This window comes from Synechococcus sp. CS-1332, from assembly GCF_025127995.1.
GTDB lineage: Bacteria > Cyanobacteriota > Cyanobacteriia > PCC-6307 > Cyanobiaceae > Cyanobium.
Genome location: NZ_JAHLYP010000005.1, coordinates 23,818 through 45,448, shown reverse-complemented (window position 1 = coordinate 45,448; position 21,631 = coordinate 23,818). Strand labels below are relative to the sequence as shown.

The window sequence follows — 21,631 nt, the reverse complement described above, 5'->3', positions numbered from 1 at the left end:
CAAGCTCAAGAAGGGCCAGCGAGAGCTGAGCCAGGAGCTGGGCCGCACCCCCACCCTGAGCGAACTGGCGGTGGCGGTGGAGCTGCCCGAAGAGGAGGTCAAAGACCTGCTCTGCCGCGCCCGCCAGCCGGTGAGCCTGGAGACGAAGGTGGGCGATGGCGAGGACACCGAGCTGCTGGATCTGTTGTCGGGAGACGACCTGCTGCCGTCTGAGCTGGTGGACGGAGAGTGCCTCAAAGGCGACCTGCGGGCCCTGCTCGATCAACTGCCGGACCTGCAGGGTCGCGTGCTGAAGATGCGCTTCGGCATCGATGGCGAGGAGCCGATGAGCCTCACCGGCATCGGCCGCATCCTCGGCATCAGCCGCGACCGGGTGCGCAACCTGGAGCGCGACGGCCTGGCCGGTCTGCGCCGCCTCAGCGACGCCGTCGAGGCCTACGTGGCTATCTGATCCCGCCGTTTGCGAGGCTTGAGTTCAGCTCGCACACTCACCGCTTCCATGGCCGGCACACCCCCGGAAGAGCCCACGATGGAGGTGGTCAGTCTCTTCCCCCGCTATCTGCTGCAGGGCCAGTTGCCCCCGGCCCAGTTGGTCGATCTGCAGGCCATGGCCCGCGCGGTTCTCGCCCAGCCCGAACGCAGTCCGGATGCGTCGGTGAAGCTGGCGGGGCAGCTGTCCCAGCAGCGGGAGCTGGGGCCCGACCATCCCGCCGCCGCCGAGCTCTGCCGCTCGGTGATCCTGCCGGCCTGTGAGCGCTGGATCCGCCACGTGATCGACCAGCAGCCGCCCCAGGGCCGGGGTCCCTGGACGCCGGGCCGGTATGGCCTGCAGATGATCGATCTGTGGCTCAACGCCCAGCGCGCCGGCGACTACAACCCCACCCACACCCACGGCGGCAGTTTCTCGGGTGTGCTGTTCCTGCAGGTGCCTCCCCAGATCAATGCCGACCGCTTCGACGGCCAGCTCTGTTTCCACGGCCCGGAGGAATGGCACATCCAGAGCTTCCGCACCGGCATGGCCCATTACGTGTTGCCGGTGCCCGGTGATTTCTATGTCTTTCCGGCCTGGCAACCTCACTCGGTGCCCCCCTTCCGCGGTGAAGGGGAGCGCTGGTCGATCGCTTTCAACGTGGTCGCCGTGCCCCAGCCGCCGCCACGGCCTGCCCCTTTGCCTGCCGTTTCCCAGGGTGCCGCCCAGGGCAACGTGTCCCTGTCCAGCACCCGGCCCCGGCCGGGGGGGTTCGTGTAGGTCGAGGTGTGATGGATCCGGGCCCGATTGAGCCCCTTCGGTCTTCCCTGCTGGATTGGTGGGAGGACCACGGCCGCCACGACATCCCCTGGAAGCTCCGCCCCGACGGATCACGCCCTGGGCCCGGTGAGCCCCTCGACCCCTTCGGCGTGTGGGTCGCCGAGGTGATGCTGCAGCAGACTCAGCTGGCCGTGGTGCTGCCCTACTGGCACCGCTTGATGGCGGCGTTCCCCGATGTCGGGGCCCTCGCCGCTGCCAGCGAGCATGACGTGCTGATGCTGTGGCAGGGCCTGGGCTACTACGCCCGGGCCCGCCGCCTGCACGGCGGGGCGCAGCGACTGGTCGCGGCGGGTGGCGATCCCTGGCCGCGCACGCTGGAGGGCTGGATGGCCCTGCCGGGCATCGGCCGCAGCACCGCCGCCAGCATCCTTTCGTCCGCCTTTGATCTCCCCCATCCGATCCTTGATGGCAACGTCCAGCGGGTGGTGGCCAGGCTGGTCGCCCACCCGGGGCCACCGAAGCGGGACATGGCCCACTTCTGGCGGCTGAGCGAAACCGTTCTCGACCCCCACCGGCCCCGCGCCTTCAACCAGGCCCTGATGGACCTGGGCGCCGGGGTCTGCACCCCCCGCCAGCCCTGCTGTGGTGCCTGCCCCTGGCGCGGGCGCTGCGCTGCCTACGCTGCCGGCGATCCCGGCCGTTTACCCGTGAAGGACACTTCCCCGCCCGTGCCGTTCCAGGTGATCGGGGTGGGCGTGGTGCGGGACAAGGACGGGCGGGTGCTGATCGACCAGCGGCTCCAGGAGGGCCTGCTGGGCGGCCTGTGGGAGTTTCCTGGGGGCAAGCAGGAGCCTGGCGAAGCGATCGAAGCGACGATCCAGCGGGAGCTGCGGGAGGAGCTGGCCATCGAGGTGGCGGTGGGGGAGGAGCTGATCACCCTGGAGCACGCCTACAGCCACAAGCGGCTGCGCTTCGTGGTGCATCTCTGCCGCTGGCGCTCGGGAGAGCCGCAGCCGCTGGCCTCCCAGCAGGTGCGCTGGGTGGCGCCCGAGGAGCTCTCCAGCTACCCCTTTCCGGCCGCCAACGCCCGCATCATCAGTGCCCTGCTCCTGCGGTTGCGGGCTTCACAGCGGCCTGCCGAGTGACGGTGACCCCTGGCTACCACGACCGGATCAACCCCGATCTCCTGGGCCGGATTCCGCTGCAGGCCCGAGCCGTGCTGGAGATCGGCTGCGGCGCCGGCGCCCTTGGGGCGGCGTTCAAGGCCCGCAATCCCGAGGCGATCTATGTGGGGGTGGAGCAGCTGGCCGGACCTGCCGAGCTGGCCGCCGAGCGCCTCGACCATGTCATTCGAGGCGATGCAGAAGACCCGGGGCTGCTTTTGCCACCTCTGCCGCCCATCGACTGCCTGATCTACGGCGATGTGATCGAGCATTTCCGCGATCCCTGGGCCACGATCGCCCGCCATCTGGCCTGGCTGGATCGGGATGGGGTGCTGCTGGCCTGCATCCCCAATGTGCAGCACTGGTCGGTGTTGGCGGAGCTGCTCCATGGTCGCTGGCCCGTGGCGGAGGAAGGACTGTTTGATCGCACCCACCTGCGCTGGTTCACCCGTCAGGGCATTCAGGCCCTGGTGGAGGGCAGCGGTCTTCACCTGCATGAATTGACGCCCAGGATCTTCCGTCCGGAAGCGGCCGAAGCCTTCGTGCGCCAGCTCGAGCCGGCCCTGAAGGGCCTGGGAATCGATCGCGGCGAACTGTTGGCCGGCGTGGCTCCCCTGCAGTACCTCGTGCGGGCCAGCCGCCGGCCGCGGATACCCCTGCACCTCGATGCCCTCACCCTGCCCCCCCAGGCCGGCATGGTCGACGTGCGCATGGCGCAGCCGCTGCGGGCCCTGTTCAGCCAGCCGGCCATCAGCTTCCGCTGCGGCTCGGGCTCTCTCAACCTGCTGCCGGCCGCAGCCACGCTGCCAAGGCTGCTGCTCTGGCAGCGACCGATGCTCACCCTTGAGGACTCCCTCGAGAAGTTGCGGCTGTTGCTGCGTAACGGTTATGTGGTCGTGAGCGACTACGACGATGATCCCGACCGCTGGCCGGCGATCGCTGCGAATCGGCATCTCTGCTTCACCGGCGTTCACGCGGTGCAGGTGTCGACCCAGCCCCTGGCCGAGCGGATCGGTCCGCTCAATCCGGAGGTGGCCGTGTTCGCCAATGCCATCGAGGCGCTTCCGGAGTCGCGGCCTGCGGAATCGGAGTCGGAGCTGCAGCGGCGCCCCCTGCGACTGTTTTTCGGCGCCCTCAACCGCCAGGCCGACTGGAGCCCCTGGATGGGGTCGCTCAACGAGGTTCTCACCGCCGACCCCGATCGCTGGGAGGTGGAGGTGGTGCATGACCGGGACTTCTTCGAGGCGCTGGCGATCCCAGGCCGGACCTTCACCCCCACCTGCGACTACCCCACCTATCGCCGGTTGATGGGCCGCTGCGACATCGCCTGGCTGCCCCTCGCCGACACGCCCTTCAACTGCTGCAAATCAGACCTCAAAGCCCTGGAGGCCGCGGCCCACGGCCTGGCGATCCTGGCCAGCCCCACCGTTTACGCCGCCACCTTTGAGGCTGGGCTGGGCGGCTGCCTGTTCGACTCCGCGGCTGAACTCAAGGCAGCCCTGGCGGGTTGGCGGGCTGACCCCCTGGCGATGCAGGAGCTGGGCCAGAGGGCCAGAGGCTGGGTGGCAGCGAACCGGATGCATCGCCACCAGGTGGCCGACCGGGAGGCCTGGTACCGAAGCCTCTGGGATCGGCGCCATGACCTCACCAGCCGCCTCCTGGATCGGGTGCCGGAACTTCATCCCTGAAGCCGCTGTCCGGTTCTCCCTCTGGGGCTACCCCTTTGCGGCCGCCAACGCCCGCATCATCGCGGCGCTCCAGACGCGGATGGCGGCGTGATCCGGGCCAGCCTGCCCTCGCCATCTTCCGTGTGGCTCAAGTCCACCTCCCAGGCCCCCTCCGGCCGGAAGCTGAGCCGCTCGGGCCACTCCACCGCCATCACGGCACCGATGCGGCGGGCCTCCTCCTCCTCCTGGGCAAACAGTTCATCGGCCGCGGCGCCCTGCTCCAGCCGGTAGAGATCGAGGTGCACGAGGGCAGAGGCGCCCGCGTCGGGCCCGGCGTCGGTGTCGTAGTGCTGAGCCAGGGCGAAGGTGGGGCTGCTGATCGGTTCGGCGATGCCCAGGGCGGCGGCCAGTCCCTGCACCAGCGACGTCTTGCCCGTGCCCAGCTCCCCCCGCAGCAGCAGCAGGGCACCGTCACCAGCACCAGCGGCGATCAGCTGCGACGCCAGCCGCCGCCCCAGGGCGTCGGTGGCGGAGGGGTCCGCCAGATGGCACACGTCGATCGCGTCATTTGGTTCCACCCTTGTAGATTGCCTCTCAGCGAGCCCGAAGCCTCGGCGTCTCTGCAGATATTTCCATTGTTTCGTCCTCCCGTCCGGGAGCTTTTCTTTCATGGTGGCAACACCTTCCAGCCCTGAGGCTGCGTTTGCTGGCGTTCAGGCCACAAGTTCCTATGTGATCGCCGACCTCGGCCTGGCCGACTGGGGCCGCAAGGAACTGGCGATCGCCGAAACCGAAATGCCCGGCCTGATGGCCCTGCGCGAGACCTATGGCGCAGAGCAGCCCCTCAAGGGGGCCCGGATCGCCGGCAGTCTCCACATGACGATCCAGACCGCCGTTCTGATCGAGACCCTGGTGGACCTCGGCGCCGAGGTGCGCTGGGCGTCCTGCAACATCTTCTCCACCCAGGATCACGCCGCTGCTGCCATCGCCGCCGCCGGCATCCCGGTGTTTGCCTACAAGGGCGAGACCCTCGATGAGTACTGGGCCTTCACCCACCGCATCCTCGAGTGGGGCGATGGTGGCACCCCCAACATGATCCTCGATGACGGCGGCGATGCCACCGGCCTCGTGGTGCTCGGCACCAAGGCCGAGAAGGATCTGTCGGTGCTCGACAACCCCTCCAGCGAGGAGGAAGTGGCGCTGTTCAACTCCATCCGCCAGCGACTGGCGGTCCAGCCCGGCTTCTACTCCCGCATCTACGCCAACATCCAGGGCGTCACCGAGGAGACCACCACCGGCGTGGCCCGTCTGTACCAGATGCAGAAGAGTGGCGAACTGCCGTTCCCGGCCATCAACGTCAACGATTCGGTCACCAAGAGCAAGTTCGACAACCTCTACGGCTGCCGCGAATCGCTTGTTGACAGCATCAAGCGCGCCACCGACGTGATGGTGGCCGGCAAGGTGGCCCTGGTGTTGGGCTACGGCGATGTGGGCAAGGGTTCGGCCCAGTCCCTGCGGGGCCTCGGCGCCACGGTGATGATCGCCGAGATCGATCCGATCTGCGCCCTGCAGGCCGCCATGGAGGGCTACCGGGTCGTGCGTCTCGAGGACGTGGTGGCGGATGTGGACATCTTCGTGACCGCCACGGGGAACTACCAGGTGATCCGCCACGAGCACCTGCTCGCCATGAAGAATCAGGCGATCGTCTGCAACATCGGCCACTTCGACAATGAGATCGATGTGGCGTCCCTCAAGCAGTACGCCTGGGACAACATCAAGCCCCAGGTGGATCATGTGATCCTGCCCAGCGGCAACCGGATCATCCTGTTGGCTGAGGGCCGGCTGGTGAACCTGGGCTGTGGCACCGGCCACCCCAGCTTCGTGATGAGCAACTCCTTCACCAACCAGGTGCTGGCCCAGATCGAGCTGTTCACCAAGGGCGACGCCTACGGCAAGGAGGTCTACGTGCTGCCCAAGCACCTCGATGAGATGGTGGCCCGTCTGCACCTCGAGCGGATCGGCGCCCGGCTCACCGAGCTCACCGCCGAGCAGGCGGCTTACATCGCCGTCCCCGTCGAAGGCCCCTACAAGCTCGACCACTACCGCTACTGAGCGGCTGCGGCCCGGCGCTGCTGGCAGCGCTCGGGCCGTCGTGGAAGACTGGCGCCTCTGATTCGGCTGGCCCGATGGCGATGGAACTGGTCCAGAAGCTGCCCGAGATGATCGGGGCGGCCGTGGAGGCCAACCCGGCAGCGGGGTATGGCGCCATCTTCGCGGCCATGTTTCTGGAGAACCTGTTCCCTCCCATCCCCTCGGAGCTGATCATGCCCCTCGGGGGCTTTTATGTGCAGCAGGGCAAGCTCTCCCTGATTCCGGTGGTGCTGGCCGGTCTGCTGGGCACCGTTCTAGGTGCCCTCCCCTGGTATGGCATCGGCAGGTTGGTGAACGAGGAGCGCATCGAGCACTGGCTCGAGCGCCATGGACGCTGGATCGGCATCAGTCCCCAGGAGCTTCACCGCAGTCGCCGCTGGTTCAGCCGCCACGGCACGGCTCTGGTGTTCTGGGGCCGGCTGGTGCCTGGCATCCGCACCCTCATCTCGGTGCCCGCCGGCATCGAAATGATGCCGATGACGCCCTTTCTGCTCTGGACCACCGCCGGCAGCCTGATCTGGACCCTGCTGCTGACGCTGGCGGGCCTGGCCCTGGGCGAGAGCTACACCAATGTCGAGCTCTGGATCGCGCCCGCCGCCAGGGTGGTGAAGGTGCTGCTGGTGCTGGCGGTGCTGGCGGGGGCCGTGTGGCTGGGGCTGCGCATCTGGAAGCAGAGCCGCCACCGTCCTTGACCCGGATAGTAAAAAAGGCGCCCCGGGGGGCGCCTTCTCTGGCTTCGGACGCTTGATAACCCGGCTGGGTCACTGGCACAAGCCCCGGAGTGATTGTTAGGTGGAAATCCTCAGAACGGCACTTCCTCCTCGCTGGGTTCGCCGCCACCAAAGCCGCCACCACCGCTGAAGCCGCCACCGCCTTCGGTGTCCCGCTTGCTGCCGAGCAGCTCCAGGCGGTCGACCCGGATCACGGGCTTGCTGCGCTCCTCACCACTGGCCCTGTCCGTCCAGCGGTCGAGCTTGAAGGAACCGATGATGCCGATCAGGGCCCCCTTGCGGACGTAGTCGGCGGCCACCTGGGCCTGCTTGCCCCAGATCTCCAGGTTGAACCAGTCCGGTTCGTCGTCCCGGCTGCGGCGGTTGACCGCCAGGGTGAGGTTGGCAACCATGCTGCCGGATTCGAAGTAACGGACCTCCGGGTCGCGGCCGGCCCTGCCGACGAGAGTGATGGAATTGACGCCCATGGCGTGCTCCTGAAACGAGTGGATCAATGATGGGGCACCCCGATCGGGGGCCTCTCCCTTTCCGTTCCACCCTTCGTCCCGGTTGTCACACCCATGGGGGGTTGGCGGGTCGACAGGGATCGCCCCACCTATGATTGACCGCTGCCAGAGGCCTTGCCCGTGTTTTTCCGCCGTTTCCAGTTCTCCCGCGATATCGGCATCGATCTGGGGACGGCCAACACACTGATGTATGTCTCGGGCAAGGGGATCGTGCTTCAGGAGCCGTCCGTGGTGGCGATCGATCTGGAGCGCGGCACGCCTTTGGCGGTGGGTGAGGAGGCCAAGCTGATGCTGGGTCGCACCCCCGGCAACATCCGGGCGATCCGGCCCCTGCGCGACGGGGTCATCGCCGACTTCGATGCCGCCGAGCAGATGATCAAGAGCTTCATTCAGAAAGGCAACGAGGGCCGGGGGGTGATCGCCCCTCGACTGGTGATCGGCATCCCCAGCGGTGTCACCGGCGTCGAGCGCCGCGCCGTGCACCAGGCCGGTCTGGCCGGGGCCCGGCAGGTGCACCTGATCGATGAGCCGGTGGCAGCTGCCATCGGTGCCGGCCTGCCCGTGACCGATCCGGTGGGCACGATGATCGTCGACATCGGCGGCGGCACCACGGAGGTGGCCGTGCTCAGCCTGGGCGGCACCGTGCTGAGCGAGTCGGTGCGGGTGGCGGGCGATGAGCTCAGCGACGCCATCAGCGTCTATCTCAAGAAGGTGCACAACCTGGTGGTGGGTGAGCGCACCGCCGAAGACATCAAGATCCGCATCGGCTCGGCGTTTCCCGACGACGGCCACGACGAGACCTCCATGGATGTGCGGGGTCTGCACCTGCTCTCCGGTCTGCCGCGCACGATCAACATCCGCGCCGGAGACATCCGCGAAGCCATGGCCGAGCCGCTCAACGTGATCGTGGAGGCGGTCAAGCGCACCCTGGAGCGCACCCCCCCCGAGCTGGCGGCCGACATCGTCGACCGGGGGATCATGCTGGCCGGCGGCGGTGCCCTGGTGCGGGGCATCTGTGACCTGATCAGCCACGAGACCGGCATCCTCACCCACGTGGCCGAAGACCCCCTGCTCTGTGTGGTCAACGGCTGCGGCATGGTCCTGGAGGACTACAGCCGGCTGGAGCGGGTGCTCGACACCCCTGAATTCCTCCGTCAGACGGCCTGATCCCCATGCCGGCATGGCGCTGGCTTCGCTTCGTCCAAGGCTCGTCCCTGCGACGGATCACCCCCTGGCTGCTGGTGCTGCTGGCCCTTTTGGCCGTACGCCTCAGCAAGGGGGCGCTGGTCGCGGATGCCTACGCCTTGCTGAGCCGACCCTTCTGGCCCGGGACGGCCCAGGCCGAATGGCTGCAGTCAGCCCGACGGGTGGAGGATGGGGCTCGGCTGGCCCAGCTGGAGCAGGACAACCAGCGGCTGCGGACCCTGCTGGAGCTGCAGAAGCAGAATCCCAACCGGGTGACGGCCCCGGTGATCTCCCGGGATGGCTCCGGCTGGTGGCGGCAACTGCTGCTCGGCCAGGGGGCCCTCAGCGGCATCCGGGCCGGCCAGGCGGTGCTCGGTCCGGGCGGACTGGTCGGCCTGGTGGGCAGCGTCACGCCCAGCACCGCCAGCGTCACCCTGCTCACCGATCCCCGCAGCCGGGTCGGGGTGTGGGTGGGGCGCACCCAGCACCACGGCCTGCTCACCGGCATCGGCTCCGGCCGGCCCCTGCTGCGCTTCCTGGAGAAGGATCCCCAGGCCCGTCCCGGTGATGTGGTGGTGACATCGCCCGCCAGCACCCTGGTGCCGCCGAACCTGCCGGTGGGGGTGATCCAGACCATGGACGCCAATGCCGACCCGGCCCCGGAGGCGGTGGTCCAGCTGATCGCGCCGGTGTCGGCCCTCGACTGGGTGCAGGTGCAGGTGCGCTGATGGACCTGCTCACCCGGCAGCCCCTGCTCGCCGCCTCCGCCCTGCTGGTGCCGTTGCTCGTCCTGGCCTCCCCGGGCTGGCTCAGCCTCGACGGTGTCGGCCCCTGCTGGGCGGTGCTGTGGCTGCTGCCCTGGGCGCTGAGCGACGGCCCGTTCTCCGGGGCCTGCGCCGGCCTCGCCCTGGGGCTGCTGCTGGATGCGGTGTACCCCGGCGGCGTCACCCAGGCGCCCGCCCTGCTGCTGCTGGGCTGGTGGTGGGGGCGGATGGGACGGCGGGCACTGCCGATCCAGCGCAGTTTCAGCCTCGGTCTGCTGGCTTTGCTGGGCACGGCCCTGCTTGGCCTCACCCTGATGCTGCAGTGGGGCGTCCAGGACTGGGTGGGCACCCGGGAGGCGATCCAGCTGGCGGGACCGGAGCTGGGCCGCCGTCTGGCTGATCAGGGGGTGAATCCCGCCCTGCTGGCCCTGCCGGGGTGGCGCTGGGATGATCTGGCAGGTCCCGGCCTGCGGGTCCTGCTCTCCCAGACCCTGATCACGGCCCTGCTCGCCCCGATGCTCTGTTCCCTTCAGCTGCTGCTCTGGCGCCAGCTGGGCTCCGGTTGGCGGCGCTGAGTGATGCCCGGATCCCTGCCACGACGCCAGGCCCTGCGGCTGTTGGCCGCCCCCGTCGCCCTCGCCCTGGGCGCCGGAGCCTGCGGGCGGGGGCCCAGGCCCGAAGCGGGCAATGTGCTGAACGTCTGGACCCTGGATCTGGCGCCCCGCTTCAACACCTACATGCGGCGGGTGATCGCGGCCTGGGAGCAGGGCCATCCCGGCGTGACGGTGCGCTGGACCGACGTGCCCTGGGGCTCGGTGGAACGCAAGCTGCTGGCGGCGGTGTTCGCCCGCACCGCCCCCGATCTGGTCAATCTCAACCCCAACTTCGCCGCCAACCTGGCCAGCAAGGGGGGGCTGCGGGATCTCACCCCCCTGCTCCCCCCCGATGCCGCGGATCGCTACCTCGCCGGGATCTGGACCTCGGGCCAGCAGCAGGGGGAGCAGTTCGGCATTCCCTGGTACCTGACCGCCCGGGTGACGATCGCCAACCGCCGCTTGCTGCAGCGGGCCGGCCTCTCTGCCCCGCCCAAGCGTTGGGAGGAGGTACCTGCTTACGCGGAGGCGGTCAGGCGCCGCACCGGCCGCTACGCCCTGTTCGTGACCGTGGTCCCCGATGACTCCGGCGAACTGATGGAGGCACTGGTGCAGATGGGGGTGCAGCTGCTCGACGACCGCCAGCGGGCGGCCTTCAACACTCCGGCCGGTCGGCGAGCCTTCGCCTTCTGGAGCGACCTCTACCGCCGCGAGCTGCTGCCGCGGGAGGTGGTGAGCCAGGGCTACCGGCGGGCCATCGAGCTGTTCCAGGCCGGGGATCTGGCCCAGGTGGCCAGTGGCCCCGATTTCCTGCGCAACCTGCAGACCAACGCCCCCGGAATCGCCGCCACCTCCGCCCCCTTCCCGCCCCTGACGGGGGCGAACGGCGAAGCCAATGTGGCGGTGATGAACCTGGTGGTGCCCCGCCAGAGCACCATGGCCCAGGAGGCGGTGAGCTTCGCCCTGTTCCTGAGCGATGCGGCCAACCAGCTGGCCTTCGCCGAGGAGGCCCGGGTGTTGCCCTCCTCCAGAGGAGCCCTGGCGAGCCTGGAGCGCAAGCTGAGGGGGGCGGTCCCCAGCGATGGCCAGGAGAGCCTGGTGCACAACGCCCGGCTGCTCTCGATCGAAACCCTGGCCCAGGCCCGGGTGCTGGTGCCGGCGACTCCGGGGGTGAAGCGGCTGCAGGCGATCCTCTACACCCAGTTGCAGCGCGCCATGTTGGGGCAGCTCAGCAGCGAGGCGGCCCTGGCCGAAGCCGAGCTGCAGTGGAACCGCTACGCCGAGTCCCGCTGGCCCTGAAAGGGCCGCTGGTGGGGCAGGGAGGGATTGCGAAGAAATGTTGCCTGTCGCTCAGACGCCCGCTGCTGGAACTGATTCCGTGCTCGCAGGGGCAAGCGGCGTCGCGTTATGGTTGCGATTCTTCATCCGATTGGCCCGGAGCGATGCCCATGCCCACGGTTGCATCCTCCTTCACCGACGGTGCTGATCTGGAGGCTTCCGCGGGCGGTGGTTCCCCCTCTCAGCCCATCGCCACCCTGCTCGTCGTCGACGATGAAGCCGCGGTGCGCCGGGTGCTGCTGATGCGTCTGCAGCTGGCCGGCTACCGGGTGCTCTGCGCCGAGGACGGCGAAGAGGCCCTGGCCCTCTTCCACAAGGAGCAGCCCGATCTGGTTGTGCTCGACGTGATGCTGCCCAAGCTCGACGGCTTTGCCGTCTGCAGACGGCTGCGGGCCGAATCCTGTGTGCCGATCATCTTTCTTTCTGCCCTCGATGCCATCGCCGAGCGGGTGGCGGGCCTCGACCTGGGGGCCGACGACTACCTGCCCAAGCCCTTCAGCCCCAAGGAACTCGAGGCCCGTATCTCCACGATCCTGCGCCGCATGGGCCGGGGGGCGGCCACCAGCGAGCCACGGGAACTCCCCGTCGGCTCCGGGGTGCTGAGGGTGGGGGATCTGGTGGTTGACACCAATCGCCGTCAGGTGACCCGCGAGGGCCAGCGCATCCCCCTCACTTACACCGAGTTCAGCCTGCTGGAGCTGCTGTTCCGGGAGCCGGGCCGGGTGGTGCCCCGGGCTGAGATCCTCGAGCAACTCTGGGGCTACCCGCCCCGTCGTGCCGCTGATCTGCGCGTGGTGGACGTGTACGTGGCCCGGCTGCGGGGCAAGCTCGAGCCCGATCCGCGCAACCCGGAGCTGATCCTTACGGTGAGGGGCACCGGCTACGCCTCCCAGCGGATGGGTGAGGCTTCCCTGGCCGCCGCCGCAGGCTGATCCTGCAGGATGGGCCTTCACCCTTCTCCACCCCGCACCAGCCTTGTCGGATCTGCGTGAGACCCGTCTGGAGAAAGCCCGCACCCTGGAGTCCCTCGGCCGGCCTCCCTACGCCCTCGGCTTCGCTCCCAGCCATCGCACCGCCGCGTTGCAGCAGGCCCATGCCGACCTGGCCAACGGAGAGGAGCGGGCGGTTGTGGTGGCGGTCGCCGGCCGGGTGATGACCCGGCGGGTGATGGGCAAGCTGGCCTTCTTCACCATCGCTGACGAATCCGGCCCGATCCAGCTGTTCATCGAGAAGGCCACCCTGCTGGCGGCCCACCCGGAGGAACCCGACGCCTTCGCCCAGATCACCTCCCTGGTGGATGGCGGCGACTGGATCGGTGTTCACGGCAGCCTGCGCCGCACCGACCGGGGCGAACTCTCGGTCAAGGTGACCGACTGGGTGATGCTCACCAAGGCGCTCCAGCCACTGCCCGACAAGTGGCATGGCCTGGCGGACGTGGAGAAGCGCTACCGCCAGCGTTACCTCGATCTGATCGTCTCGCCCCACATCCGGGAGACCTTCCGGCGCCGGGCGCGGCTGGTGAGCGCCATGCGCCGCTGGCTCGACGACCGCGGTTTCCTCGAGATTGAAACGCCCGTCCTGCAGACCGAAGCCGGCGGCGCCGATGCCCGCCCCTTCGCCACCCATCACAACGCCCTCGACCTGCCCCTCACCCTGCGCATCGCCACCGAGTTGCACCTCAAGCGGCTGGTGGTGGGGGGCTTCGAGCGGGTCTATGAGCTGGGACGCATCTTCCGCAACGAGGGGATCAGCACCCGGCACAACCCCGAGTTCACCTCGGTGGAGATCTACCAGGCCTTCGCCGATTACCACACGATGATGGACCTCACCGAGCAGCTGCTGGCCGCGGCCTGCCTGGAGGTCTGTGGTGATACCCGCCTCACCTACCAGGGCACCGCCATCGACCTCACCCCGCCCTGGCGGCGGGTCACCATGCATGAGCTGGTGGAGCAGGCGACCGGCCTGGATTTCAACACCTTCGCCGATCGCTCCCAGGCGGCCGCGGCCATGGAGGCCGCCGGCCTGGCGGTCCCCGAGGCGGCTGACAGCGTCGGCAGGCTGTTGGTGGAAGCCTTTGAGCAGGCGGTGGAGACCAGCCTGGAGCAGCCCACCTTCGTGATGGATTACCCGGTGGAGAACTCGCCCCTGGCCCGGGCCCACCGCAGCAAGCCGGGGCTGGTGGAGCGTTTCGAGCTGTTCATCGTCGGGCGGGAGACGGCCAACGCCTTCAGCGAGTTGATCGACCCCTTGGACCAGCGGGCCAGGCTTGAACTCCAGCAGCTGCGCCGCCAGGCGGGGGACCCCGAAGCCCAGACGGTGGATGAGGACTTCCTGCACGCCCTGGAGGTGGGCATGCCCCCCACCGGCGGCCTCGGCATCGGCATCGACCGCCTGGCCATGCTGCTCACCGACAGCCCCTCGATCCGTGATGTGATCGCCTTCCCCCTGCTGCGCCCTGAGGCCCGGGAAAGGGTGGGAACCGACGCAGTGGGATAATGGTCTCCAGTAGGCATTCTCCCCCTCGGGGCCCTGGTATGAGTGGTGAGCGCGTCGGTTTTCGCTTTCAACACGCCGATGCGGTGGTGAAGCGCAATCCCCAGGGGCGATCTCGCCGTGGCTGGGTCATGGAACCGGTGGAACAGACCACCAGCCGGGGAACCAAGATGCCCGCCTACCGCATCCGTTGGCGGGACAGTGAACGTCCGGAGATCGTGCTGCAGCACATGCTGATCGCCGATCCCGACCCCACCCCGCCCCCCGAGGGCGTGAGCCTGGTACCCCCGGTGCCCAAGAAGTAGACCTCCAGCGGGCCTCAGCGACGGCGACTCAGATCCAGCCCCTCCAGCGGTAGGCCAGCAGGCCCAGATGCTCCCGCATGGCCGTCGTGGTCAGCACCAGGGCTTCGGCGCTGGGCAGCAGCCCCATGACGCTGCCGGCCAGGGTGGGTGTGCCGAAGGATCTGCGCTCGGGGAGCTGGAAATCGCAGGCCACCGGGATGATCCGGAACTCGGGCGCCGCCCGGCGCAGGGTGGCCAGCGAGCGGGGCAAGTGGGTGGCGCTGGTGACCAGCAGCAGCGAGCTCCATCCCCGCTGCCGGGCCACCTGCACCAGGGCGGCGGTCTCCTCCCCCGTGTTGCGCCCTTCTTCGCTGGTCACGATCCGATCGGCCGCCACCCCCAGGCTGGTGGCCAGGGCCTTGGCCAGCCGGGCCTCGCCGGCCGCCGGATCGTTGGCCATGAAGGTGACCTTGCCCCCGGTCACCAGCAGCCAGGGTGCCTTGCCCTCCCGCATCAGCGCCACGGCGCGCAGCAACCGGTCGCCGGCCTCGTTGACTTCCACCCCCTGGCGCGGCGGCAGGGCTGGCCGCAGCCCACCCCCCAGCACCAGCACCGCATCGGCCCGGGGGATCGGGGAGGGCGTCAGCCGGGCGGCCCGTTCCTCCAGCCCCCACACCAGCTGGCGGCTCAGCAGGGGCGTGGCCGCCAGCCAGAGCAGCACGATCCCCACGCTGGAGAGGACCGGACCGAAGCGGCGCTGGCGGTTGGCCAGCCCCGCGATCTGGAGAAGCAGGGCCAGACCGAGGGGGTAGAGGCCCAGCGGCAGCAATTTCGAGAGCAGAAAACCCATGGAGTGGCGCGGCTCAGGGCTGGCTGCGCCGCTTCAGCTCCTGCAGTTCCTGCTGGGCCTCGAACCGGGCCCAGTCGGCCTCCAGATCGGGAGTGGCGGCGGGGCCGGAGCTGCGCTGGCTGGTCAGGTCGGCCAGCTCCTGCTCAACGCCGGCGAAACGCTGCCCCAGGTCGGTGAGGGCCTGCCAGCGTTGGCGCCCCTGGTCCATCAGGCCCGCCACATGGCCTTCAGCGCGGCCCGCCAGCTCCCCGGCCCCGGCGGTCCGGGCCCGGCCGATCCGCCCCTGCCACTGGCGAATCTCCTCGGCCAACTTCAGCAGTTGCTTTCGCTGCTCCTCGGCCTGCTGCCGCAGGCGCACCCGTTCGGCCAGCAATTGTCGCTGCCGGTCGCGGGCGGCCTGTCCCCGCAGCAGCTCCTCCTGTTGGGGATTGGTGCGCAGGAAGCCCGCCAGCTGCTGTTCCAGCCGCGCCTCCAGTTCCTCCAGCCAGGTGCTCATGGCACGGGTTCGCCGGGGGCGCGGGTGATCAGGGGCGCTTCGATCTCTTCCTGCAGCGGGGTGATGGCGGCCTCGCGGGAGCGCAGCAGCAGCTGGGTGAGCCGGGCGATGGCCCCTTCCCCCAGGTCCTGCTCGCCGATGCGGTCGAAGGCCTGGCGGTACAGGTCCTCCAGTTCCTCGATCAGCCCTTCACGCACCCCGCGCATGGACTGACGTTGCTCCTCCCTGCTCATGGATCGCTCCGGTGCTGTTCCGAGTCTGCCTGCACCAGCAGATGCAGAGCGAAATCGCCGGCCGGGTCGCTCCACTGGGCTGCCCCCTGCCAGCCGGCCGTGGCCGCCAGGGCAAGAAAGGCTTCGGGGGCGTACTTGTAGCTGTACTCAGTGATCAGCGGCTCACCGGCCGCGAATGGCCAGTACCGGCCCGCCAGCTGCACCTCCAGCTCCCGCTGGCTCACCAAGGCCATGGCGATGCGGCCCCGCTCGGCGTCCCACCAGGCCCGGTACCCAAAGTCAGCCGACTGGAAGTCGCCGCCCAGATCCCGGTTGAGCCGGGTGAGCAGGTTGCGGGCGAAGGCCTCCGACCAGCCCGCCGCATCGTTGTAGGCCGCCTCCAGCCGCTCCTTCGCCTTGGGCTGGTCGATGCCGATCAGTAGACGGCTGCCGGTCCCCAGCAGCCGGTGGAACTGCCGCAGCAGCGCCTGGGCGCCGGCGGGGTCGAAGTTGCCGATCGAACTGCCCGGGTAGAAGCCCAGCCGCCCGTGGCCCTCCAGGGCGGGGTGGCCCGGCAGCTGCTCCAGGAGGCTGTAGTCGCAGCAGATGCCCAGCACCGGCAGGTCGGGGTGGCGGCGCTGCAGGGCCTGGCAGGCGGGGGCCAGATGGTCGGCGCTGATGTCGAGGGCCACGTAGGCGGCTGGCCTCAGGGCACTGATCAGGGGGCTGACCTTGCGGGCGTTGCCGGCCCCGAATTCCACCACGACTCCGGGGCCGAGGGCGGCGGCCAGCTCGGGCGCCCGCGCCTCCAGCAGGGCTGTTTCGGTGCGGGTGAGGCCGTACTCCGGTTGCTCGCAGATCGCCTCGAACAGGCGGGAGCCCTCGGCGTCGTACAGCAACCAGGCCGGTAGCTGCTTCGGGCTGCGGCCCATGCCCTCGATCACCAGCCGGGTCATGTCGGCCGGCTGGGGATGGAGGTCGATCAGCATGGCTCCATGGCACCGCCCCCGGCGCCCTCGTCAGCACCGTCACGGGCCAGGCGCAGGCCGGCGGCCATCCAGCGGCAGTGGGGCGCAAAGAAGTTGCGGTAGGTGGGGCGGGCGTGGCCCGCCGGGGTGAGGAAGCTGCTGCCCCGGAGCACGAATTGGGAGGTCATGAACTTGCCGTTGTATTCCCCCACCGCACCAGTGGCGGGTTGGAAGCCGGGGTAGGGACGGTAGGGGGTGGCGGTCCACTGCCACAGGGCGCCGAAGGCCTGGGGCAGGGGGCGGCCGCCCGGTTGCACCGCCTCTGTCACCACCAGCTCCCATTCGGCCTCGCTGGGCAGGCGGGCGCCGCTCCAGCGGGCGAAGGCATCGGCCTCGAACCAGCTCAGGTGCCGCACCGGCGCCTGGGGGTGGCGCGGCCTCCGGCCCGCCAGGCTGAATTCCCAGTCGCCGCGCCAGTAGCGCGGCGCGCACCAGCCGCGCTCCTGCACCACCGCCCAGCCCTCGCTCATCCAGAGCTCGGCCCGCCGGTAGCCCCCATCGGCGATGAAGGCGGCGTAGTCGCCGTTGCTGACCAGTGTTTCGGCCAGCAGGAACGGCTCCAGCCACTGCCGGTGGCGGGGGGCCTCGTTGTCGAAGTGGAAGCCGCCGCCGGCATGGCCGATCGCCACCAGGCCGCCGGGGTGGGAGCGCCAGCCGGCGGGGGCTTCCGTCGCCGCCGCTCCGGGGGGCTCCTGGCCGTAGGAGGGCTCCAGCGGGTTGCGGCTGAAGCCGTCGAGCAGATCCATCAGCAGCAGCTCCTGGTGCTGCTGTTCGTGCTGCAGGCCCAGCTCCACCAGCTCGAGCAGGGGGGCGGCCGCCTCTGCGGGCCGGCGATCCAGATCCAGCAGCAGCGTTTCCAGCCCGGCGTCGACGCGCCGGCGCCAGGCCAGCACCTCGCCGATGGCCGGGCGGGTGAGCAGACCCCGCTGGGGGCGGGGGTGACGGCTGCCGATCGCCTCGTAATAGGAGTTGAACAGATGGCCCCAGCGGCGATCGGGCGGTTCATGGCCGCTCAGGTGGGGGTCGAGCAGGAAGGTTTCGAAGAACCAGGTGGTGTGGCCCAGGTGCCACTTGGCGGGGCTGGCGTCGGCCATGCCCTGCAGGCAGAGGTCCTCCGGCTCGAGGCCGTCGATCAGGTGCTCGCTGTGCTGCCGTACCGCCTGGAGCCGTTGCAGGAGCCTGGTGCTGTCCGCCGGGGAGTGTGCCCTGGAGCCCATGGACCTGACCTTCTCTGGGGCCGACCTTAGGGATGTTCCCTACGATCCGGCCACGCAGCCATGGAGAAGGCCAGCCGCATGGGAGCCCACAGCGATGGCATGACCACAGGGATCACCGAAGGCTTCAGCGGCGCGGTGGGCCGGACGCCGCTGATCCGGCTCCATGCCCTCAGCGCCCTCACCGGGTGCGAGATCCTCGGCAAGGCGGAGTTCATGAACCCCGGTGGGTCGGTGAAGGACCGGGCCGCCCTCGGCATCCTCCAGGAGGCAGAGGCGAGCGGCCAGCTGCAGCCGGGGGGCACGGTGGTGGAAGGGACCGCCGGAAACACCGGCATCGGCCTGACCCACCTCTGCAACGCCCGCGGCTACCGCTGCCTGATCGTCATCCCCGAAACCCAGTCGGCGGAGAAGATCGGCCTGCTGCGCAGCCTCGGCGCCGAGGTGCGCACGGTGCCGGCGGTGCCCTACAGCGACCCGGCCAACTACGTGCGCCTCTCCGGCCGCATCGCCGAGGAGATCCCCGGGGCCCTGTGGGCCAACCAGTTCGACAATCTCGCCAATCGGCGCGCCCACTACGGCAGCACCGGCCCGGAGATCTGGCAGCAGACCGGCGGCCGGCTGGATGCCTGGGTGGCCGCCACCGGCACCGGCGGCACCTACGCGGGGGTGGCCCTGTATCTCAAGGAGCAGGATCCGTCGATCCGGTGCGTCCTGGCCGATCCCTGCGGCAGCGCCCTCTACAGCTGGGCCACCGACGGCACACTCACAAGCGAGGGCAACTCGGTCACCGAAGGCATCGGCAACAGTCGCGTCACCGCCAATCTCGAGGGGGCCCCGATCGACGATGCCGTCCGCATCGACGACCCCATGGCCCTGCGCACGATCTACGGCCTGCTGTGGCAGGAGGGCCTGTTCATGGGGGGCTCGGTGGGCATCAACGTGGCGGCGGCGGTGGAGACGGCCCGGCGGCTCGGGCCGGGCCATCGCATCGTCACCGTGCTGTGCGACAGCGGTGATCGCTACCGCTCCCGCCTCTACGACCACGATTGGCTCGCGGGCCGCGGCCTGGAGCAACCCGAGCGCAGCGGCGCGGCCCTGATCCCATGACGGCAGCCCAGGGTCAGGTGATCGGCGGCCGTTATCGGCTGGAGCGCTGCCTCGGCACGGAGAACGCCGGCCCCCAGGGCGCGTTGTGGCTGGCCAGCGACCAGCTGGCTGCCGACGCGCCCGTGGCCCTGCGCCGCATCGGACCCGACCAGGACCAGGCCCGGGCCCGGGACCTCTGGTCGCGGCTCCAGGGGGTGCTCCATCCCCAGGTGCCCCGCATCGGCGCCGTGATCGAGGCCGACGACCAGCTGTGGCTGGTGCGGGAGTGGCAGGCGGGCCGCACCTACCAGCAGCTGCTGGAGCTGCGGGCCGAACGCCAGCTGGTCTTCGGGGCCGGGGAGGTGCTGTTGTTGCTGCGCCAGCTGCTGCCGGTGCTCGCCGCCCTGCACAGCCAGGATCTGCTGCATGGGGATCTGAGTCCCGCCAACCTGCTGCGCCGCGACAGTGACGGGCTGCCGGTGCCCCTCGATTTCGGCCTGGTGCGGGGCAGCGCCAGCGGCCCCGCCGGGGAGCGGCTGCTGGGTGCCACGCCGGGCTACGCCCCGCCGGAACTGGCCAGGGGCGAGCCCGCCCAACCCTGGATGGATCTGCACGCCCTCGGGGTGGTGGCCCTGGTGCTGCTGAGCGGTGATGCCCCGGGCGGCTTGCTCGATCCCACCACCATGCAGTGGCGCTGGCCGGCGGCCCTCGAGGTCCAGCCGGACCTGCGGCTTCAGCTGCAGCGCTTGCTGAGCCGCCATCCCGACGAGCGATTCGCTTCGGCCGGCCAGGCCCTGGTGGCCTTCCAGTCCCTGGCGATGCCCGACAGCACCGGCCCCGTGCCCCGGGCCGATCGCACCGTGATCCTGGTGCCCTCTGCGGTGCCGGTCCCGCCGCAGGTCCCGCCGCAGGTCGTCGCCAGCGAGGTGGCTGCCGCCGAGGCCCCCCGCCCGTCCGAATCACCCCGGGTGGAGCCCCAGCTGCCACTTCGCACCGCGGCGCCACCGCCGCCGGCCGTGGCTGCCCCCGACAGCCTGCGTCGCCGCCACGAGGAACGGGAAGAGGCGGCCGAGGGGGGCTTCTGGCCGGTGCTGATCGCCCTGGTGCTGTCGGCCGTGGTCGGCACGGCGGTGGGCTGGTGGTGGCTGAGCCGCGGCAAGGTGGCCACACCGCCCCCCGGCGGGGTGCCCGAGCTGCCCAGCAGCCTGCCCCCCTCGGAGGTGGATCAGCGCCAGCAACTGCTCAACCGCCTGCGGGCGATGCAGGTGGACCGGGCCTGGTTCCTCAGCCTGGTGGATGCGGCCCTGCTGGCCCAGTACCCCGAACGCAACGGCCGGCTCCCCTCCGACACCCTTGAGGACGCTCCCTTGCGGCGTGTCTGGAACGAACTGGCCGAGGAATGGCTGGCCCGGGTGGAGCAGCTGCCCCTTCCCCTGCGCCGGCGGCTGGGCAACTTCAGCGCCACCGACTGGGAGTCGCGCCAGGCCGGGTTCGTGCGCCAGGGCCTGAGTCCAGCGGTGCTGCGGGAGCTGGTGTCGGCCAGCGTGCAGAACCTGCTGCCGAGCCGCGCCTCCCAGGCGATGCCTCCGGAGCCGTTCCGCCAGATCTGGTACGCCGCCGCCGATCTGACCCTGGAGAACCTCAGGATCGAGCCGATCGAGGCCCCCTCCGGTGCGACCCAGGTCCTGACCGCCGAAGTGCCCGCCAGCGGCGCGCGGCTGTTCCCGATCCGGCTCCCCGCCGGCCATGGCCTGGCCCTCGGGGTCAATGGCTCCCCCTTGCTGCAGATGAGCGTCTTCTCTGCGGAGGGCACGCCCCTGGAGGCCAGGGGGCCGTTGCGGGTGGTGACCCTGGGCTCCCAGAAGAGCTCGCCGGTCCAGTTGCTGCTCACCAACGACGGTGTCGCCCCGGCCCTGATCCGGTTGTCGCTGCGGGCCGACCCACCGGCCCCCACCCCCCCACCGGCCCCGGACGCCCCACCGGCTCCGGAGGAGACGCCGGAAACGCCGTCCGAGCCGGCACCGGCCAGCCCCGGCGCCGTCCAGACGCCCACCACACCAACCCCGCCAGCGCCACCCCCGCCACCGGCGCCTCCCACCAACCCCTGAGGGCGGTCCTCAGAGCCGGGCGACGGCGGCCCGGGTTTCCTTGGCGATCTGCTTGGTCTTTTCGTCCTGGCGCTTGTCGTGCAGCTTGCGGCCCTTGCCCAGGCCGATGGTGATCTTGATCCAGGACCCTTTGAGGTGCAGGTTGAGCGGGATCAGGGTGAGGCCCTTCTGATCCAGGGAGACGCGCAGCTTGTCGATCTCGCGCCGATGGGCCAGCAGCTTGCGGACCCGCAACGGCTCGTGGTTGAAGAACTTGCCGGCGTGGCTGTGGGGGGAGATGTGGACGTTGTGAAGCTGCATCTCGCCGTTGCGGATCAGGCAGAAGCCGTCGCGCAGGTTCACCTGGCCGGCCCGGATTGATTTCACCTCGGTGCCGAGCAGTTCGACCCCGGTCTCGAGGGTTTCGAGAATCTCGTACTGGTGTCTGGCCAGGCGGTTGTCGGCCAGCAGCCGGTTGGCCGGGTCGGCGCTCTTGGCGCCACCGCCCTTCCTGCCGGGCCCCTTCGCCAT

General features: G+C 70.0%; 23 protein-coding genes. 15 read left to right on the top strand and 8 right to left on the bottom strand.

Annotated elements, in window-relative coordinates:
- The 4 genes from KQ305_RS00815 to KQ305_RS00800 form a co-directional block, all read left to right on the top strand.
- Positions 1 to 451 (top strand): sigma-70 domain-containing protein (locus KQ305_RS00815; RefSeq protein WP_311134299.1); only part of this gene is annotated, 451 nt, incomplete at its 5' end.
- A gap of 48 nt (positions 452 to 499) precedes the next feature.
- Positions 500 to 1,249, top strand: coding sequence for a 2OG-Fe(II) oxygenase family protein (locus tag KQ305_RS00810; protein WP_259723560.1), 750 nt, complete (start codon positions 500 to 502; stop codon positions 1,247 to 1,249).
- Positions 1,250 to 1,260: 11 nt separating this feature from the next.
- Positions 1,261 to 2,394 (top strand): 8-oxo-dGTP diphosphatase MutT, encoded by a 1,134-nt coding sequence (gene mutT, locus KQ305_RS00805; protein ID WP_259723559.1) that lies wholly within the window; start codon positions 1,261 to 1,263, stop codon positions 2,392 to 2,394.
- Positions 2,391 to 4,100, top strand: coding sequence for a methyltransferase domain-containing protein (locus KQ305_RS00800; protein WP_259723558.1), 1,710 nt, complete (start codon positions 2,391 to 2,393; stop codon positions 4,098 to 4,100). Before mutT ends, KQ305_RS00800 begins: the two co-directional genes overlap by 4 nt.
- A 56-nt stretch (positions 4,101 to 4,156) precedes the next feature.
- Here KQ305_RS00800 and tsaE read toward each other — a convergent pair whose 3' ends face one another.
- Complete coding sequence (gene tsaE, locus KQ305_RS00795; protein WP_259723557.1) at positions 4,157 to 4,657, bottom strand: tRNA (adenosine(37)-N6)-threonylcarbamoyltransferase complex ATPase subunit type 1 TsaE; 501 nt, start codon at positions 4,655 to 4,657, stop codon at positions 4,157 to 4,159.
- Positions 4,658 to 4,748: 91 nt separating this feature from the next.
- Here tsaE and ahcY point away from each other — a divergent pair, with 91 nt between their 5' ends.
- Both ahcY and KQ305_RS00785 read left to right on the top strand, forming a co-directional pair.
- The gene (gene ahcY / locus KQ305_RS00790) at positions 4,749 to 6,191 is read left to right on the top strand and encodes an adenosylhomocysteinase (RefSeq protein WP_259723556.1); all 1,443 of its coding nucleotides are present in this window, start codon (positions 4,749 to 4,751) and stop codon (positions 6,189 to 6,191) included.
- 74 nt (positions 6,192 to 6,265) lie between these two features.
- Positions 6,266 to 6,922, top strand: coding sequence for a DedA family protein (locus KQ305_RS00785; RefSeq protein WP_259723555.1), 657 nt, complete (start codon positions 6,266 to 6,268; stop codon positions 6,920 to 6,922).
- 110 nt (positions 6,923 to 7,032) lie between these two features.
- On the opposite strand, the gene KQ305_RS00780 is transcribed toward KQ305_RS00785, so the two are convergent.
- Positions 7,033 to 7,428 carry a single-stranded DNA-binding protein gene (locus tag KQ305_RS00780; protein WP_259723554.1) on the bottom strand — a complete coding sequence of 132 codons (396 nt, stop codon included), beginning with the start codon at positions 7,426 to 7,428 and terminating at the stop codon, positions 7,033 to 7,035.
- A gap of 159 nt (positions 7,429 to 7,587) precedes the next feature.
- Between KQ305_RS00780 and KQ305_RS00775 the strand changes: the two genes are divergently transcribed.
- The 7 genes from KQ305_RS00775 (at position 7,588) to KQ305_RS00745 (ending at position 14,145) form a co-directional block, all read left to right on the top strand.
- Positions 7,588 to 8,634 (top strand): rod shape-determining protein, encoded by a 1,047-nt coding sequence (locus KQ305_RS00775; RefSeq protein ID WP_254958251.1) that lies wholly within the window; start codon positions 7,588 to 7,590, stop codon positions 8,632 to 8,634.
- 5 nt (positions 8,635 to 8,639) lie between these two features.
- A complete protein-coding gene (gene mreC, locus KQ305_RS00770; protein ID WP_259723553.1) occupies positions 8,640 to 9,380 on the top strand; it encodes a rod shape-determining protein MreC in 741 nt (246 codons plus the stop codon).
- Entirely contained in the window at positions 9,380 to 9,991 is a 612-nt protein-coding gene (locus KQ305_RS00765) for a rod shape-determining protein MreD (RefSeq protein ID WP_259723552.1), read from the top strand. Before mreC ends, KQ305_RS00765 begins: the two co-directional genes overlap by 1 nt.
- 3 nt (positions 9,992 to 9,994) lie before the next feature.
- Positions 9,995 to 11,308 (top strand): sugar ABC transporter substrate-binding protein, encoded by a 1,314-nt coding sequence (locus KQ305_RS00760; protein ID WP_259723551.1) that lies wholly within the window; start codon positions 9,995 to 9,997, stop codon positions 11,306 to 11,308.
- 143 nt (positions 11,309 to 11,451) lie between these two features.
- Complete coding sequence (rpaB, locus tag KQ305_RS00755; protein ID WP_259723550.1) at positions 11,452 to 12,279, top strand: response regulator transcription factor RpaB; 828 nt, start codon at positions 11,452 to 11,454, stop codon at positions 12,277 to 12,279.
- Positions 12,280 to 12,322: 43 nt separating this feature from the next.
- Positions 12,323 to 13,843: a lysine--tRNA ligase gene (gene lysS / locus KQ305_RS00750; RefSeq protein ID WP_259723549.1), complete on the top strand. Its 1,521-nt coding sequence runs from the start codon at positions 12,323 to 12,325 to the stop codon at positions 13,841 to 13,843.
- 38 nt (positions 13,844 to 13,881) lie between these two features.
- Positions 13,882 to 14,145, top strand: a complete 264-nt coding sequence (locus KQ305_RS00745; RefSeq protein WP_015109772.1) for a hypothetical protein — start codon at positions 13,882 to 13,884, stop codon at positions 14,143 to 14,145.
- Positions 14,146 to 14,173: 28 nt separating this feature from the next.
- On the opposite strand, the gene KQ305_RS00740 is transcribed toward KQ305_RS00745, so the two are convergent.
- Genes KQ305_RS00740 through egtB form a run of 5 tightly spaced genes read right to left on the bottom strand, consistent with a single transcriptional unit; the run spans position 14,174 to position 17,927 of the window.
- Complete coding sequence (locus KQ305_RS00740; RefSeq protein ID WP_259723548.1) at positions 14,174 to 14,974, bottom strand: YdcF family protein; 801 nt, start codon at positions 14,972 to 14,974, stop codon at positions 14,174 to 14,176.
- 13 nt (positions 14,975 to 14,987) lie between these two features.
- Positions 14,988 to 15,470, bottom strand: coding sequence for a hercynine metabolism protein (locus KQ305_RS00735; RefSeq protein ID WP_259723547.1), 483 nt, complete (start codon positions 15,468 to 15,470; stop codon positions 14,988 to 14,990).
- The gene (locus tag KQ305_RS00730; RefSeq protein ID WP_254964575.1) at positions 15,467 to 15,703 is read right to left on the bottom strand and encodes a hercynine metabolism small protein; all 237 of its coding nucleotides are present in this window, start codon (positions 15,701 to 15,703) and stop codon (positions 15,467 to 15,469) included. The genes KQ305_RS00735 and KQ305_RS00730 overlap by 4 nt, the downstream gene beginning before the upstream one ends.
- Positions 15,700 to 16,671: an L-histidine N(alpha)-methyltransferase gene (egtD, locus tag KQ305_RS00725; protein WP_259723546.1), complete on the bottom strand. Its 972-nt coding sequence runs from the start codon at positions 16,669 to 16,671 to the stop codon at positions 15,700 to 15,702. Before egtD ends, KQ305_RS00730 begins: the two co-directional genes overlap by 4 nt.
- A complete protein-coding gene (gene egtB, locus KQ305_RS00720) occupies positions 16,665 to 17,927 on the bottom strand; it encodes an ergothioneine biosynthesis protein EgtB (RefSeq protein ID WP_259723545.1) in 1,263 nt (420 codons plus the stop codon). Before egtB ends, egtD begins: the two co-directional genes overlap by 7 nt.
- A 60-nt stretch (positions 17,928 to 17,987) precedes the next feature.
- Between egtB and KQ305_RS00715 the strand changes: the two genes are divergently transcribed.
- Together KQ305_RS00715 and KQ305_RS00710 are read left to right on the top strand one after the other, a co-directional pair.
- A complete protein-coding gene (locus KQ305_RS00715) occupies positions 17,988 to 19,034 on the top strand; it encodes a cysteine synthase A (protein ID WP_399230141.1) in 1,047 nt (348 codons plus the stop codon).
- On the top strand, positions 19,031 to 21,121 hold the full coding sequence (locus KQ305_RS00710; RefSeq protein WP_259723544.1) for a protein kinase domain-containing protein: 2,091 nt from the start codon (positions 19,031 to 19,033) through the stop codon (positions 21,119 to 21,121). Before KQ305_RS00715 ends, KQ305_RS00710 begins: the two co-directional genes overlap by 4 nt.
- Before the next feature lie 9 nt (positions 21,122 to 21,130).
- Here the strand turns inward: KQ305_RS00710 and smpB are convergent, their stop codons facing one another.
- Entirely contained in the window at positions 21,131 to 21,631 is a 501-nt protein-coding gene (smpB, locus tag KQ305_RS00705) for an SsrA-binding protein SmpB (RefSeq protein ID WP_259723543.1), read from the bottom strand.

What these genes read in the sequence shown, in the direction of transcription:
- KQ305_RS00730 (WP_254964575.1), bottom strand. Translation starts at nt 15,703, where the DNA reads ATGAGCAGGGAGGAGCAACGTCAGTCCATGCGCGGGGTGCGTGAAGGG.
- egtB (WP_259723545.1), bottom strand. Translation starts at nt 17,927, where the DNA reads ATGGGCTCCAGGGCACACTCCCCGGCGGACAGCACCAGGCTCCTGCAA.
- KQ305_RS00715 (WP_399230141.1), top strand. Translation starts at nt 17,988, where the DNA reads ATGGAGAAGGCCAGCCGCATGGGAGCCCACAGCGATGGCATGACCACA.
- KQ305_RS00780 (WP_259723554.1), bottom strand. Translation starts at nt 7,428, where the DNA reads ATGGGCGTCAATTCCATCACTCTCGTCGGCAGGGCCGGCCGCGACCCG.
- KQ305_RS00765 (WP_259723552.1), top strand. Translation starts at nt 9,380, where the DNA reads ATGGACCTGCTCACCCGGCAGCCCCTGCTCGCCGCCTCCGCCCTGCTG.
- KQ305_RS00745 (WP_015109772.1), top strand. Translation starts at nt 13,882, where the DNA reads ATGAGTGGTGAGCGCGTCGGTTTTCGCTTTCAACACGCCGATGCGGTG.
- egtD (WP_259723546.1), bottom strand. Translation starts at nt 16,671, where the DNA reads ATGCTGATCGACCTCCATCCCCAGCCGGCCGACATGACCCGGCTGGTG.
- KQ305_RS00710 (WP_259723544.1), top strand. Translation starts at nt 19,031, where the DNA reads ATGACGGCAGCCCAGGGTCAGGTGATCGGCGGCCGTTATCGGCTGGAG.
- KQ305_RS00785 (WP_259723555.1), top strand. Translation starts at nt 6,266, where the DNA reads ATGGCGATGGAACTGGTCCAGAAGCTGCCCGAGATGATCGGGGCGGCC.
- KQ305_RS00760 (WP_259723551.1), top strand. Translation starts at nt 9,995, where the DNA reads ATGCCCGGATCCCTGCCACGACGCCAGGCCCTGCGGCTGTTGGCCGCC.
- rpaB (WP_259723550.1), top strand. Translation starts at nt 11,452, where the DNA reads ATGCCCATGCCCACGGTTGCATCCTCCTTCACCGACGGTGCTGATCTG.
- ahcY (WP_259723556.1), top strand. Translation starts at nt 4,749, where the DNA reads ATGGTGGCAACACCTTCCAGCCCTGAGGCTGCGTTTGCTGGCGTTCAG.
- KQ305_RS00810 (WP_259723560.1), top strand. Translation starts at nt 500, where the DNA reads ATGGCCGGCACACCCCCGGAAGAGCCCACGATGGAGGTGGTCAGTCTC.
- smpB (WP_259723543.1), bottom strand. Translation starts at nt 21,631, where the DNA reads ATGGCGAAGGGGCCCGGCAGGAAGGGCGGTGGCGCCAAGAGCGCCGAC.
- mreC (WP_259723553.1), top strand. Translation starts at nt 8,640, where the DNA reads ATGCCGGCATGGCGCTGGCTTCGCTTCGTCCAAGGCTCGTCCCTGCGA.
- KQ305_RS00735 (WP_259723547.1), bottom strand. Translation starts at nt 15,470, where the DNA reads ATGAGCACCTGGCTGGAGGAACTGGAGGCGCGGCTGGAACAGCAGCTG.
- mutT (WP_259723559.1), top strand. Translation starts at nt 1,261, where the DNA reads ATGGATCCGGGCCCGATTGAGCCCCTTCGGTCTTCCCTGCTGGATTGG.
- KQ305_RS00740 (WP_259723548.1), bottom strand. Translation starts at nt 14,974, where the DNA reads ATGGGTTTTCTGCTCTCGAAATTGCTGCCGCTGGGCCTCTACCCCCTC.